Genomic DNA, 16,628 nt, shown 5'->3' on the forward strand with positions numbered 1-16,628 from the left:
GCCAAATCTGCTTCCACAGCGGCGACGAAGCCGACTTCATCGCCCGCCGGGAGACTTCTTCAACGGCCTGCTAGGCCGCCGGGCGTTGCTTGGGGGCCTGGATCTTCGAGGGCAGGACGTCGATCAGCTCGATGCGGAAGATCATCACGCTGTTGCCGGGGATCACGTCCTTGTCCTGGGCGCCGTAGCCCAGTTCCGGCGGGACATAGAGGATCCACTCATCCCCCGGCCGCATCATGACCAGGGCCTCCTTCCAGGCCGCCACCAGGCCCTGCAGCGGGAACGAGGCGGGCGTGCCGCGCTCGTAGGAGCTGTCGAACACCGTGCCGTCGACCAGCTTGCCCTCGTAGTTGACCTTGACCTCGTCGGTGGGCGCCGGCTTGGCCCCGCTGGCGGGGCCCGAGCGGACGACCTTGTACTGCAGGCCGTCGGCCAGGGTGACAACGCCGGGCTGCCTGGCGTTCTGGGCCAGGAACGCCTGGGCGGCGGCCAGGCTTTCCTGCTGCTTCTTGCTGGGACCGCAGGCCGACAGGGTCAGGGCTGCGGCGAGGACGGCGACGAGGGCGAAACCGAGGGGGCGGACCATGGAACGACGGGCTCCGACAAACATTCGTCCGTGCTAGACCAATTCGCGCGCGGCCGCGCGCCGATTTTCGGCAGTCCAGGGTTTGGCCCGGGTTTGGCGCGGACAGTCACAGAACAGTGGTGGCGCCCGATCGCGGCGCGCCCTAGAAACCGTCCCCACCAGTGACCGCTCACGAGGCCTTCATGAAACCCGTCCGCAAAGCCGTCCTTCCCGTCGCGGGCTTCGGCACCCGGGTCCTGCCCGGCACCAAGACCACCCCGAAAGAACTGCTCAACGTCGTCGACAGGCCGATCCTGTCGTACATCGTCGAGGAAGGCCGCGCCGCGGGCATCGAGCATTTTGTCTTCGTCACCGGCCGCAACAAGGGCGCGATCGAGGACTATTTCGACCACCAGGTCGAGCTGGAAGCCGCCCTGGCCGCGAAGGGCAAGACCGCCATCCTCGAGGAACTGCTGGGCGAGCTGCCCCGGCCGGGCGAGATGAGCTTCGTGCGCCAGATGGCCCCGCTGGGCCTGGGCCACGCGGTGTGGTGCGCCCGCGACATCGTCGGCGACGAGCCGTTCGCGGTGATGCTGCCCGACATGGTGATGTCGGCCTCCAAGCCCGCCCTGGCCCAGGCCATCGAGGCCTACGACCAGAAGGGCGGCAACATCGTCGTGGTCGAGCCCGCGCCGGCGGGCATGGCCCACCAGTACGGCATCGTGGCGCTGGACGGCCAGGACGGCCGCCTGAACCGCATGACCGGCATGGTCGAGAAGCCGCCGAAGGGGACCGAGCCCTCGAACCTGTTCATCTCGGGCCGCTACATCCTGCAGCCGGAGATCTTCGACCTGCTGGAAAAGCAGGGCAAGGGCGCCGGCGGCGAGATCCAGCTGACCGACTCGATGCTGACCCTGCTGGAAAGCCAGGACTTCCACGCCCTGGAGTACGAGGGCGAGACCTATGACTGCGGCGACAAGATCGGCCTGCTGCGGGCCAATGTGGCCCTGGCGCTGAAGCGGCCGGACCTGGCCGAGGCGGCGCGTGAGATGATCAAGGGCCTGCTGTAGTCGAGACGGGACGGGGACAGGCGCATGCGCCTGTCCCCGTCAGTGTCGTCACACCGCGCGCGGCGGGTAGCCCTTCTCGCGCAGGGCGTTCATGACGTCCTGGGTGTGCTGGGCGTCGCGGGTCTCGATGGTGATGTCGAACTCCGCGCCCTTGGCCGGCACGTCCAGGGCCAGGCGGTTGTGGTTCACCTCGATGATGTTGGCGCCCATCGTGCCGATGACATTGGCCACGGTGGACAGCAGGCCCGGGCGGTCGTCGCCGACGATGCGCAGGGACACCAGGCGCTGGGCGCGGACCAGCTCGCGGGTCAGGACCGAGGCCAGCAGGCGGGTGTCGATGTTGCCGCCGCACAGGATCAGGCCGCACTTCTTGCCGCGGAACCGTTCGGGATAGGCCAGCAAGGCCGCCAGGGAGGCCGCGCCGGCGCCCTCGGCGATGGTCTTCTCGACATTGCAGTAGAGCGCCACGGCCTGCTCGATGTGCGGCTCCTCCAGCAGCAGCACGTCGTCGATCAGCGGCCGGGCGACGCTGTAGGTCAGCTCGCCGACCTGCTTGACCGCCACGCCCTCGGCGATGGTCTGGCCGCCGCAGTGGGCGGCGACGCCGCGCATCTTGGCGGTGAACGAGGGATACATGGCCGGCTCGCAGCCGATGATATGGATGTCGGGCTTGACCGCCTTAGCCGCGGTGGCCACGCCGCTGATCAGTCCGCCGCCGCCGATCGGCACGGGCAGGACCTCCAGGTCCGGCGCGTCCTCCAGCATCTCCAGGGCGATCGTGCCCTGGCCGGCCATGATGTCGTAGTCGTCGAACGGGTGGACGAAGGTCAGGTCCTGCTCGGCCTGCAGCTTGCGGGCGTGGGCGGAAGCGTCGTCATAGGTCTCGCCCTCGATGACCACCGTGGCGCCGAAATCGCGGGTGTGCTGGACCTTGATGAACGGGGTGGTCTTAGGCATGACGATGGTCACCGGCACGCCCAGGCGGGCGCCGTGATAGGCCAGCCCCTGGGCGTGGTTGCCGGCGCTGGCGGCGATGACGCCGCGAGCCTTCTCGGTGTTCGACAGCAGCATCAGCTTGTTCAGCGCGCCGCGCTCCTTGTAGGCGGCGGTGAATTGCAGGTTCTCGAACTTCACCCACACCTCGGCGCCGGTGATCTTCGACAAGGTCCGGGAATAGCGGCAGGGCGTCCGCTCGATCTGGCCGGCGAGGCGCGCGGCGGCGGCGCGGATGGTGGTGATGTCGAGGAGCTGGCTCATGCGCTGGCCGCCACCGCCACGGCCTCTGCCGTGATGCCGAATTCCTTGTACAGGCGCTCGTAGGGCGCCGAGGCGCCGAAGCCCGTCATGCCGACGAACTTGCCGTCCACGCCGATGAAGCGGTCCCAGCCCATGCGGACGGCGGCCTCGACGGCGACGCGGACCGGCGCGTCGCCGATCACCGAGGCCTTGTAGGCGGCGTCCTGCTGCTCGAACAGCTCCCAGCACGGGGTCGAGACGACGCGGGTCGGCTTGCCCTGGCCCTGCAGGATGTCGCGGGCCGCCACGGCGACCGAGACTTCCGTGCCCGAGGCGAAGATCGTCACCGCCGCCGCGCCGCCCTCGGCGGCCAGCAGCTCGTAGGCGCCCTTGGCCGACAGGTTCTCGGCGGCGGTGTCGCGCACGCCCGGGACCTTCTGGCGCGACAGGCACATCACCGAGGGGGTGGCGGCCTGCTGCAGGGCGATCTTCCAGCACTCGGCGGTCTCGACCGCGTCGGCCGGGCGGAAGACCAGCAGGTTCGGAATGGCGCGCAAGCTGGCCACGTGCTCGACCGGCTGGTGGGTGGGGCCGTCCTCGCCCAGGCCGATGGAGTCGTGGGTCATCACGTGGATGACCTTGGCCCCCATCAGGGCCCCCAGGCGGATGGCCGGGCGGCTGTAGTCGGCGAAGGCCAGGAAGGTGCCCGAATAGGGAATGACGCCGCCGTGCAGGGCCATGCCGTTCATCGCCGCGGCCATGCCGAACTCGCGCACGCCGTAGTGCACGTAACGGCCGGCGTAGTCGGGGGCGTCGAACGGCCTCATGCCCTTGACGAAGGTGTTGTTCGAGCCGGTCAGGTCGGCCGAGCCGCCGACCATGTCGATGACCGTCGGGATCAGCTGGTCCAGGGCCGCGCCGGAATGGACGCGGGTGGCGTTGCCCGGCTTGGTGCGCGCCGCTTCGGCGATGTGGGCGTCCAGCGCCTTGAAGGCGTCGGCCGGCAGCTCGCCCTTGATGGCGCGGGCGAAGTCCTGGGCCAGGGGCGAGGCGGCGACGACCGCTTCCCAGGCCTTGCGCACCCGGGCGCCGCGGCGGCCAACGGCCTTCCAGGCCTTGGCGATGTCGTCGGGCACGGTGAATGGCGCGGCGTCCCAGCCCATGGCCAGGCGCGCGTCGCGGATCTGGTCGTCGAACAGGGTGTAGCCGTGGCTGTGGGGGTCGCCTTCCTTGGGCCCCGCGCCCTTGGAGATCAGGGTCTTGCAGGCGATCAGGGTCGGGCGGTCCTGCTTGGTCGCCCAGCGCAGGGCGGCGGCGATCTTGCCATGGTCGTGGCCGTCGACGGCCTTGACCGCCCAGCCGGCGGCCTTGAAGCGGGCCAGCTGGTCGCCGGTCTCGGCGATGGTGGCCTCGCCGTCGATGGTGGTGTTGTTGTCGTCGAACAGGACGGTCAGCTTGGAAAGCTTCAGGCGGCCGGCGAGGCTGATCGCCTCGTGGCTGACGCCTTCCATCAGGCAGCCGTCGCCGGCGATCACCCAGGTGCGGTGGTCGACGACGTCCGCGCCGAACCGGGCGGCCAGATGCGCCTCGGCCATGGCCATGCCGACGGCGGTGGCCAGGCCCTGGCCCAGCGGACCGGTGGTGGTCTCCACGCCCGGGGTGTGGTGGACTTCGGGGTGGCCCGGGGTCAGCGAGCCCCACTGGCGGAAGTTCTCGATCTCCTTCATCGTCACGGCCTTGAAGCCGGTCAGGTGCAGCAGGGAATAGAGCAGCATCGAGCCGTGGCCGGCCGACAGCACGAAGCGGTCGCGATCGGCCCAGTCGGGCTTGGCGGCGTCGAACTTCAGGAACTTGCCCCACAGCACCGTGGCGACGTCGGCCATGCCCATCGGCATGCCCTGGTGGCCGGACTTGGCCTTGTGGACGGCGTCCATGGAAAGGACGCGGATCGCGTCGGCCATCTTGACGGGCGAAACGGGCATGGGAGTTCCGGGTTTTTCTTGTTTCGGCGGGGCTGCGCGAGGCCGCGAGTCGCACGATGACCCCCTGGGGTCAACCCGCCAGCCGGCTCGCGGGCCCTACCGGCGCCGTCGCGTGGGCGCTATGCAACAACGTCCGCAGGCGTTATAGCTGGAAGCCGACTTATGCTCATTTTTAGCATAACCTCGAAAGGCCGGGTCTCTTGAGTTCTCCGTCGTTCTTCTCGCCCTATCGCCACGGCTTCGTTCGGGTCGCCACCGCGGTTCCCAAGGTCAAGCTGGCCGACCCGGCCGCCAACGCCCGAAGCGTGCTCGCCCTGGTGCGCCAGGCCCACGAAAGCGGCGTCGCGGTGCTGGTTCTGCCCGAGCTGGGCCTGACCGGCTACACGATCGACGACCTGCTGCAACAGGACGCCCTGCTCGACACCGTCGAGGCGGCGATCGCCGTCCTGGCCCAGGAGAGCAAGTCCCTGTCGCCGCTGTTCGTGGTGGGCGCGCCGCTGCGCGACGCCGGCCGGCTCTACAACACGGCCGTCGCCATCCAGGGCGGGCGGGTGCGGGCGGTGGTCCCCAAGAGCTTCCTGCCCAACTATCGCGAATTCTACGAGCGCCGCTGGTTCACCCCCGGCTCGGGCGTGGTCGGCCGCACCCTGGACCTGGCCGGCCAAGCCGTGCCGTTCGGGACGGACGTGCTGCTGCGCAACCTCGCCGGTCCTGGGGGCGCCGCCTTCACGGTCGGGATCGAGATCTGCGAGGACGTCTGGACCCCCGCGCCGCCCAGCACCGCCCAGGCCATGGCCGGGGCCGAGATCCTGCTGAACCTGTCGGCCAGCAACATCACCATCGGCAAGTCCGAGACCCGCCGCTTGCTGTGCGCCAGCCAGTCGGCGCGGGCCATCGCCGCCTATGTCTATTCGGCGGCCGGGGCGGGCGAGAGTTCGACGGACCTGGCCTGGGACGGCCATGTCGACATCCACGAGATGGGCAACCTGCTGGCCCAGAGCCCGCGGTTCTCGACTGGGCCGGTGATGGCCATGGCCGACGTCGATGTCGCCCGGCTGCGGCAGGAGCGGATGCGGGTCGGCAGCTTCGGCGACTCCATGACGCTGAACCCGCCGGAAGCCCCGTTCCGGATCGTGCCGATCGACTTCACGCCGCCGGCCGGCGACCTGGCCCTGGTCCGCCCGATCGAGCGTTTTCCGTTCACGCCTTCCGACCCGACGAAGCTGGCCGAGAACTGCTATGAGGCCTACAACATCCAGGTCCAGGGCCTGGCGCGCCGCGTCGAGGCCACGGGCTCCAAGAGCCTGGTGATCGGGGTCTCTGGCGGGCTGGACTCGACCCACGCCCTGATCGTCGCCGCCAAGGCCATGGACCAGCTGGGCCGGCCGCGCTCCGATATCCGCGCCTACACCCTGCCGGGCTTCGCCACCTCCGAGGGCACCAAGTCGAACGCCTGGAAGCTGATGACGGCCATGGGGGTCACCGCCGAGGAACTCGACATCCGCCCGGCCGCCCGGCAGATGCTGGCCGATCTCGGCCACCCGTTCGCCAAGGGCGAGCCGGTCTATGACGTGACCTTCGAGAACGTCCAGGCGGGCCTGCGCACCGACTACCTGTTCCGCCTGGCCAACCACCACAGGGGCATGGTGGTGGGCACCGGCGACCTGTCCGAACTGGCCCTGGGCTGGTGCACCTACGGGGTCGGCGATCAGATGAGCCACTACAACCCCAATTCCGGGGTGCCCAAGACGCTGATCCAGCACCTGATCCGCTTCGTGGCGGCCTCGGGCGACGTGGACGCGGCGACCAGCGACCTGCTGGAAGACATCCTGGCCACCGAGATCTCGCCGGAGCTGGTGCCGGGCGAACAGGTCCAGGCCACCGAAAGCTTCGTGGGTCCCTACGCCCTGCAGGATTTCAACCTCTACTACCTGACCCGCTACGGCATGGCGCCGTCGAAGATCGCCTTCCTGGCCTGGAGCGCCTGGCATGACGCCGCCGCCGGCGCCTGGCCGGCCGGGATCCCCGACGCGGCCAGGCGGGCCTATGACCTGCCGGAGATCAAGCGCTGGCTGGAGCTGTTCCTGAAGCGGTTCTTCGCCAACCAGTTCAAGCGCTCGGCCATGCCCAACGGCCCGAAGATCTCGTCGGGCGGGGCCCTGTCGCCGCGCGGCGACTGGCGCATGCCGTCGGACGCCACGGCCGACGCCTGGTTGACCGAGCTCCAACACAATGCGCCTTAGGAAGTTGAATGTTACTGGCGCCGACGAGTATCCATGGTAGAGCACCCTAATTTCCGCGCTCGCTCAGAGGCTGTTTTGTCTGCGATCTTTCCTGTCATTCTCTGTGGTGGCTCGGGCACCCGGCTCTGGCCTTCTTCACGTGCGGACCGGCCGAAGCAGTTTCTCAAGCTCATCGGCAAGTATTCGAGCTTTCAGGAGACTATCCTGCGGGTAATGAACCTGCCGGGCGCGAGCGAAATCGTCGTGGTCACCGGTAAGGCGATGGCGGAGCTGGTTGAGCGCCAGGCGCTGGAACTGGGCGCGAAGCTCACGGTGATCATCGAGCCGGAAGCCCGTGACTCCGCCCCCGCCGTCGCCGCCGCCGCCGCCTATGTGCGGGGGCTGCAGCCGGACGGCGTCATGCTGATGCTGGCCGCCGACCATCATATCGCCGAGCCGGAACTGTTCCGGGAAGCCGCGCTGAAGGCCACCCAGGCGGCTCGGAGCGGGCTGATCGTCACCTTCGGCGTCGAGCCGACCGGTCCGGCGACGGGCTTTGGCTACATAAAACCTGGCGCCCGGCTTTCCGAAAGCGTCTACGCCGTGGCGGCCTTTGTCGAGAAGCCAGACGCCCCTACCGCCCTCCGCTACGTCGAGGAGGGCTATTACTGGAACAGCGGCAACTTCGCCTTTTCGGCCAAGGCGCTGCTGGACGAGTTGGCCCTGTTCGAACCCGAGATCGGCGAGGGCGCGATCGCCGCCGTCGAAGGCGCGGAGCGCAAGGGCGTGAGGCTTCTTCTTGATCCCAAGGCCTTCGGTCGAACCACCAAGAAATCGCTCGACTACGCGGTGATGGAGCGCACGACCCGAGCCGCCGTGGCCCCCGCCACGTTCACCTGGTCGGATCTCGGGGCCTGGGACGCCATCTGGGAGGCCTCCGTTCGCGACTCCGAGGGCAACGCCGTCAGCGGCGACGTCCACATCATCGACTCCAAGGGGGTCATGGTTCGCTCCAATGGGCCTTTCGTCGGCGTGATAGGCGTGGAAGACCTGATGATCGTCGCGGAAACCGACGCCGTGCTCGTCTGCCGTCGCGACGACGCCCAGGCGGTCAAGGCGCTGGTCGACATGCTCAAGGCCAGCGGCCGCGAGATAGCGCACAAGCATTCCGCCAGCCAGGCCGCCGGCGCGACCCGGCAGTGTGTTTCGCAGGGTGAGCGTCACCGGGTTGAAATCTGGCGCCTCGAGGCCGGTTCGTCGCCGGTTCTGCCCGCCGGCGCCCTTCAGGTTCTGGAAGGCGCGATCCAGGCTGGCGACGAGGTCTGGTCGCCGGGAGTCTGCCGCCAGGTGTCCAGCGACGTGACGATCCGAGCCACGAGCGAGGCGACCCTTTCTATCACCGTCGTAGAGTCGTTTCCCGAGGCGGACGGCGGCGCCGCGGCCAGGATCGCCGCCGTCGCGACCTAGTCTGAACGGCAAGGCGACGGGCGAGTAGAGGGGGCCTGTGGGCCTTGGTTCCTGTTGTCCGGCGCACCCAAATTGCGCTAAGGCTCACTCCGCAATGCGCCAGGATTGAAGGCGCCATGATTTCCCCAAGTTTGCCGCTAATAGTGCCCCACTTCCCAAGGTTAAGTAGGCCTCGATGGTTGAAAAGACAGAAACAATCTACAGTGACTCCCGAAGAACGGGTGTCTGGGACTTTGTAAACGGGTTCCTTCGCTGGCGTCTCTGGATCTATCTTGGTCTGCAAGACATCCAACAACGGTATCGTCGATCTTCCCTAGGCCCGCTTTGGCTGACCTTGGGTCTTGGCGTGACTATCATGGGTATCGGTCTGCTCTACGCGCAGATCCTGAAGACAAATCCCGGCACTTTTATTCCCTTCATCGCCATCAGCCTGCTGATGTGGAACCTGATGTCGGCCCTGGTCACTGAGTCGACGACGATGTTCCAGGCCGGTTCGGGCCTGATCTCCTCGATCCGCATTCCCTACACCAGCTTCGTTCTGCGCTGCATCGTGCGTAACCTGGTGGTTGCCGCGCACTGTGTCATCCCCGTGGTCATCGCCTACGTGCTGTACGGGTACCCGGTGCACTGGGTCGGGCTCATGGCCATTCCCGGCCTGGTGCTGTTCCTGCTCAACATGTACTGGATCTGCCTCTGCATCGGGGTGATCTGCCTGCGCTTCCGAGACGTAGCCCAGATCGTCATCTACGCTATGCAGTTGGCCCTGTTCGTCACGCCGATTATCTGGCAACCGTCGCAACTGCGGCCGGGCTCGGTCTTCCTGGCCTACAACCCGATCTATCACATGATCGAACTGATCCGCGGGCCGCTGTTCGACGGCCATATCCCGCTGGCGAGCTTCCAGTTCTGCACCATCACGCTTCTGATCGGCGCGCCGCTTTCGGTACTGATGTTCATGCGCTACCGCCGCGATTTGGCCTATTGGATCTAGTCGATGTCGATTTCCCTTCACAACGTCACGGTCGATCTACCGGTTTACAGCGCGAACGCCCGTTCGCTGCGCAAGCGTTTCACGCCCACTTCGGTCGGCGGGTCGCTGTTCGCGCGGGCGGACAATACGGTCGTCGTGCGCGCACTCACCAACCTGACCTTGCAGATCAAGGACGGTGAGCGGGTCGCGCTGGTCGGTCCCAACGGGGCCGGCAAGACCACCTTGCTGAAGGTGCTGTCGGGCGTCTATTCGCCCAGCAGCGGCAGCGTGTCGGTGTCCGGCAACGTGTCGTCGGCCCTCAACACCAGCCTTGGCCTGGACATCGAGCTGACCGGCCGCGAGAATATCTACTTGCTGGGATTCTACCGGGGGTTGCCGCGCGCGGTCATCACCGCGGCGATGGACGACATCATCGACGCGGCCGACCTTGGCCAGTTCATCGACCTCCCGGTCAGCACCTATTCGGCCGGCATGAACGGACGACTGACCTTCGCAGTCGCCACCGCGTTCCGGCCCGACATCCTGATCATGGACGAGTGGTTGGCGGCGGGTGACAACCAGTTCGTGACCAAGGCTTCCGAGCGGACCCGCAAGTTCGTGGACAAGGCCCGGATCCTGGTCATCGCCAGCCATTCGCTGGCGATCGTCCGTCAGTTCTGCACCCACGCGGCCTATCTCAAGGCCGGCAAGCTGATCGCCTACGGCCCGGCCGAAGACATCATCTCGGCCTACGAAGGTGACATCATGAGCGTGCCCGCCTAAGGCGGCTCCGTTGGAGACTTCGGTGATTAAATCCATAAGTGCGCTGGTGCTGGCCTATAACGAAGCCGAGATGCTTCGTCTGAGCCTGCGCAATCTGAAGGCTTGCGTGGACGAGATCATCGTCGTCGACATGGGGTCGACCGATGGCAGCGTCGACATCTACAATGAAATCCTGACCGAGGCCGATCGGGTGGTCAGTTATCCTCGGCAGAACCTGTTCGCGTTCGGTTTCGCCCACCCGCGGAACTATGGGAACATGTTCGCGCGTTCGGAGTGGATGCTGGCGGTCGACTCCGACGAGTTGGTCGAGCCTGACCAGATCCGGGCGTTGCGGTCGCTCGACACCGAGTCGTTTCGCACGTTCAACATCACGCGCAAGAACTATCAGCCCGGTGGCGGCCTGGGACTGAACGACGTCGGGGCAATCATGGCCTCAGCGCCGTTCACCACCGAAACCCATCGCCGGCTGCACCTGAACCTTCCCACGGTGGAGTGGAAAGGCATCATCCACGAGGAGATCTGGGACGACGGCGCCAGCGCCTACGCCACGGCGGGCAGCGTCGATGTCACGCTGCACCACCTGAACGCCTTCAAGACCCACAACTCGGCGCACGAGAAGCAGGAGCTCTACTCCTACATCACCTTGAAGGCCTTCGCCTTTCCCCGCTTTCAGCACGGCACCAACGCCTTCTGGTTCACGACCTACGTGAAGGACAACTTCGAAGCCCTGGTCGTCTACGCCAACGATTTTTGCGACAAGCAAGGCCTGCCGCGACTTGAACGTCATCTGCTCGATCAAGCCTTTCAGGCGCTCTGAACGAAGCCATCTGCCGGCGGTTTAGCTGCGTTGAGCCGGTGGCTTGACGTCGGGCACCTGGCCGACCGGCGGTCCCGAGACGTCGCTCGGCTGGTAGTTCGCGCCGATCAGCCAGGCGACGAGGATGGCGACTATGACGATGACCCCATACCACAGCTCCTCGCGAAGCCATTGGTGACGGGGGGCGGGCTTGATATCGGAGCCCCGAGCGGGTTCGTTCATCATGGTTTCTCCTACCCTTTTGGCGCCGCCGGCGCGGCTCGATCTCCCTGCGACGTCGATGCGGCCATCGGGAAGATAGCGCGGCCGCCAGTCAAGGGTTCATCCGGATCTCCTCGCCTTGTTTCGGCGGCGGCGAGCCGATACCAACGGGCGCATCGCGCGACGCGCAGAGAAGGTCACACTTGGAAACGCCGCTGAAAACCCCGACGATCCTTCTTTCGGTCGGAGAAACCATCGACTCTTCGGCCCGCTCGGGCATTCACCGCGTCGCCATCGAACTGGCGAAGGGCCTCGGCGGGCGGGGGCGGCTGGAGCTGGTGCGCTGGGACCACCAGCAGGGTCACCTTCGGCACGTCGACCACGAAGAGTTCGACGAACTGTTTGGCCCCGGCGAATGGCCCGAGGCCCTGAGGCCTCACCCCGCCGCGCGACGGGTGGCGTTCAGGTTCGGGGATCTCATTGCCGATCCGGCCAACACCTGGCTGCTGGACCCGGAGGTCGGATACCACCTACCCGATCGGCTGGAGGCCTATGCCAAGGTGCTGGCCCAGTGTCGAGAATACGGCGTCCGCGTCGCGTCGATTTTCTACGACCAGATCCCCTTGACCCACGCAGCCTACCTGGGCGATCGCGCCAAGCATCTGCGCTATCTGGTCGAGATCAGCCGCGCCGACCTGATCCTGCCCATCTCGCAGACCAGCGCGGACGCGCTGACCGCCTTCTACGCCGCGCACGGCGCGCCCGCCCCGGCCGGCCAGATCCAGCCGGCGCTTCTGGCGGAAGCTTCGTCGGCGCATCCGCGGAACGTCGACGGCCCGGAGGACGACAAGCGGCTGATCCTGATGGTGGGGACGGTCGAGCCTCGCAAACGACAGGTCGAGTTCCTGCGAGCGTTCGCCAAGGCCCAGCGGGCCAGCGCCGCCGTGCGCGAGATGAAGGTGATGGTGGTCGGTTCGCTGCACCCGGCCGTGGCCAAGGCGTTCAACGCCCTGGTCGAGGCCAACCCCTCGGTGTCCTACGTCCACTACGCGCCCGACTGGGTGGTCGCCCAGAAGCTGGGTGAGGCGGCGTTCACGGCGTTCGTCTCCGAGGACGAGGGGTTCGGGCTGCCGATCGTCGAAAGTCTTGCCGCCGGCGTCCCCTGCCTGTGCGCCGACTTCGGGTCGATGGCGGAGGTCGGCGCGGGCGGCGGCTGCCGGATGGTCGATGTGCGGGACGAGGCGGCCCTGGAGGCCGCGATCATCGAACTTGGCGAGAATCCCGGCCTGCGCCGGGAGCTGCGCGCCCAGATCGACGGGCGGCGTCTGAGAACCTGGAGCGACTACGCCGACCAGATCGTTCGGACGCTGACCAGCGCGCCGGCTCCGGATGAGGCGGGCGGGACCGCCAGCCTCGTGGAAGCCCCGGCTACGCCGCCGAAAGGCCAGGCCCTGGCGGCGCTGGCGGGCGCCGATGTCATCCTGTTTCCGTCCGCCGCCGCGCGCGATCAGTTCGTCGAAGCCGCGGCCGCGGACGGCGTTCCCGGCCTCCTGCCGCATCGGCTGGTGGTGGGCGATCGCAACCTGGCGCAATCCAAGGCGCGCGACCTTTCCCGGTTTCGCGGCCGGCTGGCGGCGGTCGCGGCGGTGGAGGCGCGCTACGCCGCCCTGCGACAGGCTCTCGCCGGGCAGGCGCTGGAGCGGCCCTGCTTCCTGCGCATCGTCATCTCGACCTACAACCGCCGGGCGTTCGTGGTGGAGAATCTGCGCTGGCTGCTCTCCAAAGTGGCCGGCCGTCCGGACGTCGAGGTTGTCGTGGTCGACAACGCCTCGACCGACGGCACCGCTGTCGCCCTGCAACAGGCCTTCGTCCGTGAAAAGCCGCGGATCGTGGTCAACCCGGCCAATGTCGGCATGCTGGGCAACATGCGGGAATGCGCGACGCTGGACGGCGCGGAGTATGTCTGGCTGATCGGCGATGACGACTTCATCGTTCCCGAACAGGTGGACGCCATCCTCACCGCGCTGAAGCAGAACCGAGGCGTGCCTCTCGCCTATGTCAATTTCGCCGTCTACTACCGCCAGGCGCTGCGGGAGATGGACACGCCGCCCGGCCTGATCGCCGAGCAGATCCCGCTGGCGCCGGATGCGATCGCAAGCGGCGTGCAGCCGGTCCACGTTGTGGCCGCCCAACACGACAACCTCTTCACGGCGATCTACATCAATATCTGGCGGTCGGACGTCCTGCTGGCGGCCTACGACCACCGCTTCGAGGGCAAGCCCTTCGTCAATCTCGAAGAAAGCATCCCCTGCACCAAGACGATCTTGGAGACCTATGGGGCCAGCCCGGCCTATTGGCACAAGCCGGTCGGTATCGTCGGCAACGCCCACAACAGCTGGACCAAGCATCGCCCCCGCTGGCACGCCCTGCTGATGCCTCAGGCTCTGGCTCTGGCGCGTGACGCCGGCGTGGATCCCGACGTCCTCTGGCCTTGGTGCCGACTGCAGGGTGAACTCTACGACGAAGCCCGCGGACTTCTCGACCCAGGCGCCGCCCTGGACATGGACGAGGCGGACGCCTTCGACATCAGCTGGCCAAGCTTCCGACGCAAGATCGCGGGGAACGGACGAGGATGAAATCGATGATCTCTCGTGCGCCTCGGGCCTTCGCGGCGGGCCTGGGCGCGCTGGGCCGCCATGGCGTGCACAACGTGGCTCGCTTCGCGGTGACCATGGTCCGCAAGAAGGGCCTGGGCCCGACCGTGCGCTACGCCCTGATGTCATCCAGCGACCGGAAGCGCGAGCTGTCGGCCATGGAGCGCAGGATGCGTTTGCAGAATGCCGAGGCCACGCTCGACGACGGACGATTCGAAGAGACCGACCTGAACCTGGCCTTCGGCATGAGCCTGGAGCACTGGCGCCAGCGCCTGGCGGCGGTCGCTCATGCCAAGACCCGCGACCAGGCTTTGTCGCCACCTCGTCTCCAGCGGCCGCTGATGCTCCATGTCGTGATCGCGGGCGGCGGCGAGGGAGAAGTGGCGACGACCTTGCGCAGCCTCGCCGCCTTGTCGGGAGGCCCGTCGGCCGGCCCCGTGCGGGTCTGGTACGAGGGCCAGGCCACGCCGCCTCCGGAACTGCGTCGCAGCCAAGCCTGGACCGAGGCGGCGACGCCCGATGATTGGGTGCTGTTCCTGAAGGCCGGCGACCAGTTGCGGGCCGATTGGGCCGAGGCGGTCGCGCCGGTCATCGCGAAGGGGCGGTCGGAGGTCGTCACCTTCGACATGGTGCGGTTCGAGGAGGACCACGCGTATCCGCTGTTCCTGCCCGGCGCCAACCCGCTGATGGCGCGTCACGTGGACTACTGTTTCTCGCGGTTCGCCATGCGGGCGGGCGTCCTGCGCGCCCTGGGCCCGATCGACACGGTCGCGCCCTACGACCTCCTGAAATCCTGGCTGGCCGCGCGTCCGCTCTCTGCGGCCCGCGCCAGGTGGCGGCACGTGTTCGAGGTGGTGGCCGAGATCGCGTTAGACCCCGGCGCCGTCGAACAGGCGCGCGCCGCGTTGCGGGTCGCAGCATCGGGCCGCGTCGCGCCGTCCCCGCGCGCGGTCGGCATCGTGATCTGCACAAAGGACAAAGGACATCTGCTGCGCCAGTTGGTGCGGTCGCTCGATCTGGCCAATGACCCGCGCGTCGCCGAGCTGGTCGTGATCTCGAACAACACGACCAACCCCTTCGCCAAGGATTTCCTCGCCGAACTGGCCCTGGACCCCAAGGTCCGGATCGTGCGCCAGGACGCCAACTTCAACTTCTCCCGCTTCTGCAACATCGGGGCCCGGCTGTGCGCTTCGGACCGGCTACTATTCCTCAATGACGACATTGCGCCGATCACGGCGGACTGGCTTTCGCGGTTGCTGGACGACGTTGAGGAGCCCGAAGTCGGCGTTGTGGGCCCGCTGCTGCTCTATCCGGACGAACGCGTGCAGCACGCCGGCATGTATCTCGGCTTCAAGGGCATCGCCGGCCATACCCTGCGTCACGCCCGCCTGCCCGAGCAGGATTACCTGTTCTACGCCAGCGCGCCCCGCGAGGTCAGCTCGGTGACCGGCGCTGCGATGCTGGTCAGGCGCGAATGCTTCGAGGCCCTGAACGGCTTCGACGAGCAGTTGGCGACCTATCTGCAGGATGTGGACCTGTGTCTGCGCGCGCGCCGCGCCGGCTTCGCCGTCGTCTTTGACCCCCGGGCCACCCTGCTGCACATGGAATCGGCTTCGGTTCGCGCCCTGGACCAGTCGAGCGACCTGGCGCGCCAGAGAGGGCTCGAACACGCCTACTTCCTGCGGCGCTGGGGGGGATCGATCGGCCGAGACGCCTTCCACAATCCCGCGTTCGGCGCGGACGACGAGTCTCTGCACACGTTGGCGATTCCGTCCCGCTAGGGCGGACGCCAGGTGGGGGATTTGCCGCCGCTCGCCTTGATCCGGACCACGCCAAGCTAGTAGATCGTCTGCAAAGGCGGGGCGGGTCATCCGCCCGCCCCGGACGTCTCGGGTTCAAGTTAAACGGCGCTAAGGGCTGATATATGAGTAAGCATCAGTACAAGAAGCGTATCTTCTGCGCCGGAGCCTCCAGATCAGGCAGCACGTGGCAGTATAACGCCGTGAGGCTGATGGCCAAGGAACTCCATGCAAGCGTCTACGGCGCCTGGGTCGCGGATTATGACGAGGAAAATCCGTCGGAACTTCACATCGTCAAGCTCCATGCTTTGAAGGACATGGTGTTTCCGGATTCTCCCTACGTTGTGACCAGCTACAGAAACCTGGCGGACGTCATGAACTCCATCCTCAGGATGGGCTGGGAAAAGAACCCGAGCCGGCAGAAAATCTTCGAATGGCTCGACGACTATATCCAGAGCCAGGCCGGATGGGCGTCGAAGGCGGCGATCGTGACCCGCTACGAGGACATCATGACCGCGCCGCGCGTGGAGCTGGAGAAGCTCGCGACGGCCCTGCGGTTCCCGCTCGGCGCCGAGCAGCTGGACCGGATCGCGGCGGCGGTCGCCGAGGTCCGCCCCCCCGGGGACGAACCCACTGAGTTGGTCGGCTACGATCGGGAGACCCTGCTGCACCCCGGGCATATCGGGCGAGCTGACGACAATTCGAAGCTGACCGCCGAGGACAGAGCGGCTATCACCCAGCGCTACGGCGACTGGCTTCGCGCGCGCGGCTACCTGTAGCCCGCCGACCGAGATGGAAGGCCTGGCTTCGACGGCGAGCGTCGACGCCGAGAGAGGAATTGGGGACGGGATGCGTCAGGCGG

13 protein-coding genes are annotated in these 16,628 nt (G+C 67.2%); 9 read left to right on the top strand and 4 right to left on the bottom strand.

Features of this window, described 5'->3' with window-relative positions; all coding sequences use genetic code 11:
* Positions 1-70: 70 nt before the first annotated feature.
* Positions 71-586, bottom strand: coding sequence for a BamJ family beta-barrel-assembly machinery protein (gene bamJ, locus AC07NX_RS23770; RefSeq protein WP_494645284.1), 516 nt, complete (start codon positions 584-586; stop codon positions 71-73).
* Between the two features lie 182 nt (positions 587-768).
* On the opposite strand from bamJ, the gene AC07NX_RS23775 reads away from it, so the two are divergent.
* Positions 769-1,635 carry a UTP--glucose-1-phosphate uridylyltransferase gene (locus AC07NX_RS23775; protein ID WP_494645285.1) on the top strand — a complete coding sequence of 289 codons (867 nt, stop codon included), beginning with the start codon at positions 769-771 and terminating at the stop codon, positions 1,633-1,635.
* Between the two features lie 48 nt (positions 1,636-1,683).
* Here AC07NX_RS23775 and AC07NX_RS23780 read toward each other — a convergent pair whose 3' ends face one another.
* Together AC07NX_RS23780 and tkt are read right to left on the bottom strand one after the other, a co-directional pair.
* Positions 1,684-2,892 carry a threonine ammonia-lyase gene (locus tag AC07NX_RS23780; protein ID WP_494645287.1) on the bottom strand — a complete coding sequence of 403 codons (1,209 nt, stop codon included), beginning with the start codon at positions 2,890-2,892 and terminating at the stop codon, positions 1,684-1,686.
* Positions 2,889-4,853 (bottom strand): transketolase, encoded by a 1,965-nt coding sequence (gene tkt / locus AC07NX_RS23785; RefSeq protein WP_494645288.1) that lies wholly within the window; start codon positions 4,851-4,853, stop codon positions 2,889-2,891. The genes AC07NX_RS23780 and tkt overlap by 4 nt, the downstream gene beginning before the upstream one ends.
* A 200-nt stretch (positions 4,854-5,053) precedes the next feature.
* Here tkt and AC07NX_RS23790 point away from each other — a divergent pair, with 200 nt between their 5' ends.
* The 5 genes from AC07NX_RS23790 to AC07NX_RS23810 all read left to right on the top strand — a co-directional run bounded on the left by AC07NX_RS23790 (position 5,054) and on the right by AC07NX_RS23810 (position 11,112).
* The gene (locus AC07NX_RS23790; RefSeq protein WP_494645290.1) at positions 5,054-7,096 is read left to right on the top strand and encodes an NAD(+) synthase; all 2,043 of its coding nucleotides are present in this window, start codon (positions 5,054-5,056) and stop codon (positions 7,094-7,096) included.
* Between the two features lie 75 nt (positions 7,097-7,171).
* Entirely contained in the window at positions 7,172-8,542 is a 1,371-nt protein-coding gene (locus AC07NX_RS23795) for a mannose-1-phosphate guanylyltransferase/mannose-6-phosphate isomerase (protein ID WP_494645353.1), read from the top strand.
* A 175-nt stretch (positions 8,543-8,717) separates the two neighbouring features.
* The gene (locus AC07NX_RS23800; protein ID WP_494645292.1) at positions 8,718-9,533 is read left to right on the top strand and encodes an ABC transporter permease; all 816 of its coding nucleotides are present in this window, start codon (positions 8,718-8,720) and stop codon (positions 9,531-9,533) included.
* A gap of 3 nt (positions 9,534-9,536) precedes the next feature.
* Positions 9,537-10,295, top strand: a complete 759-nt coding sequence (locus AC07NX_RS23805) for an ABC transporter ATP-binding protein (protein ID WP_494645294.1) — start codon at positions 9,537-9,539, stop codon at positions 10,293-10,295.
* Positions 10,296-10,341: 46 nt separating this feature from the next.
* A complete protein-coding gene (locus AC07NX_RS23810; RefSeq protein WP_494645296.1) occupies positions 10,342-11,112 on the top strand; it encodes a glycosyltransferase in 771 nt (256 codons plus the stop codon).
* Between the two features lie 21 nt (positions 11,113-11,133).
* Here the strand turns inward: AC07NX_RS23810 and AC07NX_RS23815 are convergent, their stop codons facing one another.
* A complete protein-coding gene (locus tag AC07NX_RS23815) occupies positions 11,134-11,334 on the bottom strand; it encodes a hypothetical protein (protein ID WP_494645298.1) in 201 nt (66 codons plus the stop codon).
* Positions 11,335-11,516: 182 nt separating this feature from the next.
* Here AC07NX_RS23815 and AC07NX_RS23820 point away from each other — a divergent pair, with 182 nt between their 5' ends.
* The 3 genes from AC07NX_RS23820 to AC07NX_RS23830 all read left to right on the top strand — a co-directional run bounded on the left by AC07NX_RS23820 (position 11,517) and on the right by AC07NX_RS23830 (position 16,545).
* On the top strand, positions 11,517-13,949 hold the full coding sequence (locus AC07NX_RS23820) for a glycosyltransferase (protein ID WP_494645300.1): 2,433 nt from the start codon (positions 11,517-11,519) through the stop codon (positions 13,947-13,949).
* Positions 13,950-13,954: 5 nt separating this feature from the next.
* Positions 13,955-15,748: a glycosyltransferase family 2 protein gene (locus AC07NX_RS23825; RefSeq protein WP_494645302.1), complete on the top strand. Its 1,794-nt coding sequence runs from the start codon at positions 13,955-13,957 to the stop codon at positions 15,746-15,748.
* Positions 15,749-15,978: 230 nt separating this feature from the next.
* A complete protein-coding gene (locus AC07NX_RS23830) occupies positions 15,979-16,545 on the top strand; it encodes a hypothetical protein (protein ID WP_494645304.1) in 567 nt (188 codons plus the stop codon).
* Positions 16,546-16,628: the final 83 nt, after the last annotated feature.

Source organism: Caulobacter sp. GW821-FHT09A05 (assembly GCF_059418465.1).

What these genes read in the sequence shown, in the direction of transcription:
- AC07NX_RS23815 (WP_494645298.1), bottom strand. Translation starts at nt 11,334, where the DNA reads ATGAACGAACCCGCTCGGGGCTCCGATATCAAGCCCGCCCCCCGTCAC.
- bamJ (WP_494645284.1), bottom strand. Translation starts at nt 586, where the DNA reads ATGGTCCGCCCCCTCGGTTTCGCCCTCGTCGCCGTCCTCGCCGCAGCC.
- AC07NX_RS23800 (WP_494645292.1), top strand. Translation starts at nt 8,718, where the DNA reads ATGGTTGAAAAGACAGAAACAATCTACAGTGACTCCCGAAGAACGGGT.
- AC07NX_RS23775 (WP_494645285.1), top strand. Translation starts at nt 769, where the DNA reads ATGAAACCCGTCCGCAAAGCCGTCCTTCCCGTCGCGGGCTTCGGCACC.
- AC07NX_RS23825 (WP_494645302.1), top strand. Translation starts at nt 13,955, where the DNA reads ATGATCTCTCGTGCGCCTCGGGCCTTCGCGGCGGGCCTGGGCGCGCTG.
- AC07NX_RS23780 (WP_494645287.1), bottom strand. Translation starts at nt 2,892, where the DNA reads ATGAGCCAGCTCCTCGACATCACCACCATCCGCGCCGCCGCCGCGCGC.
- tkt (WP_494645288.1), bottom strand. Translation starts at nt 4,853, where the DNA reads ATGCCCGTTTCGCCCGTCAAGATGGCCGACGCGATCCGCGTCCTTTCC.
- AC07NX_RS23805 (WP_494645294.1), top strand. Translation starts at nt 9,537, where the DNA reads ATGTCGATTTCCCTTCACAACGTCACGGTCGATCTACCGGTTTACAGC.
- AC07NX_RS23830 (WP_494645304.1), top strand. Translation starts at nt 15,979, where the DNA reads ATGGCCAAGGAACTCCATGCAAGCGTCTACGGCGCCTGGGTCGCGGAT.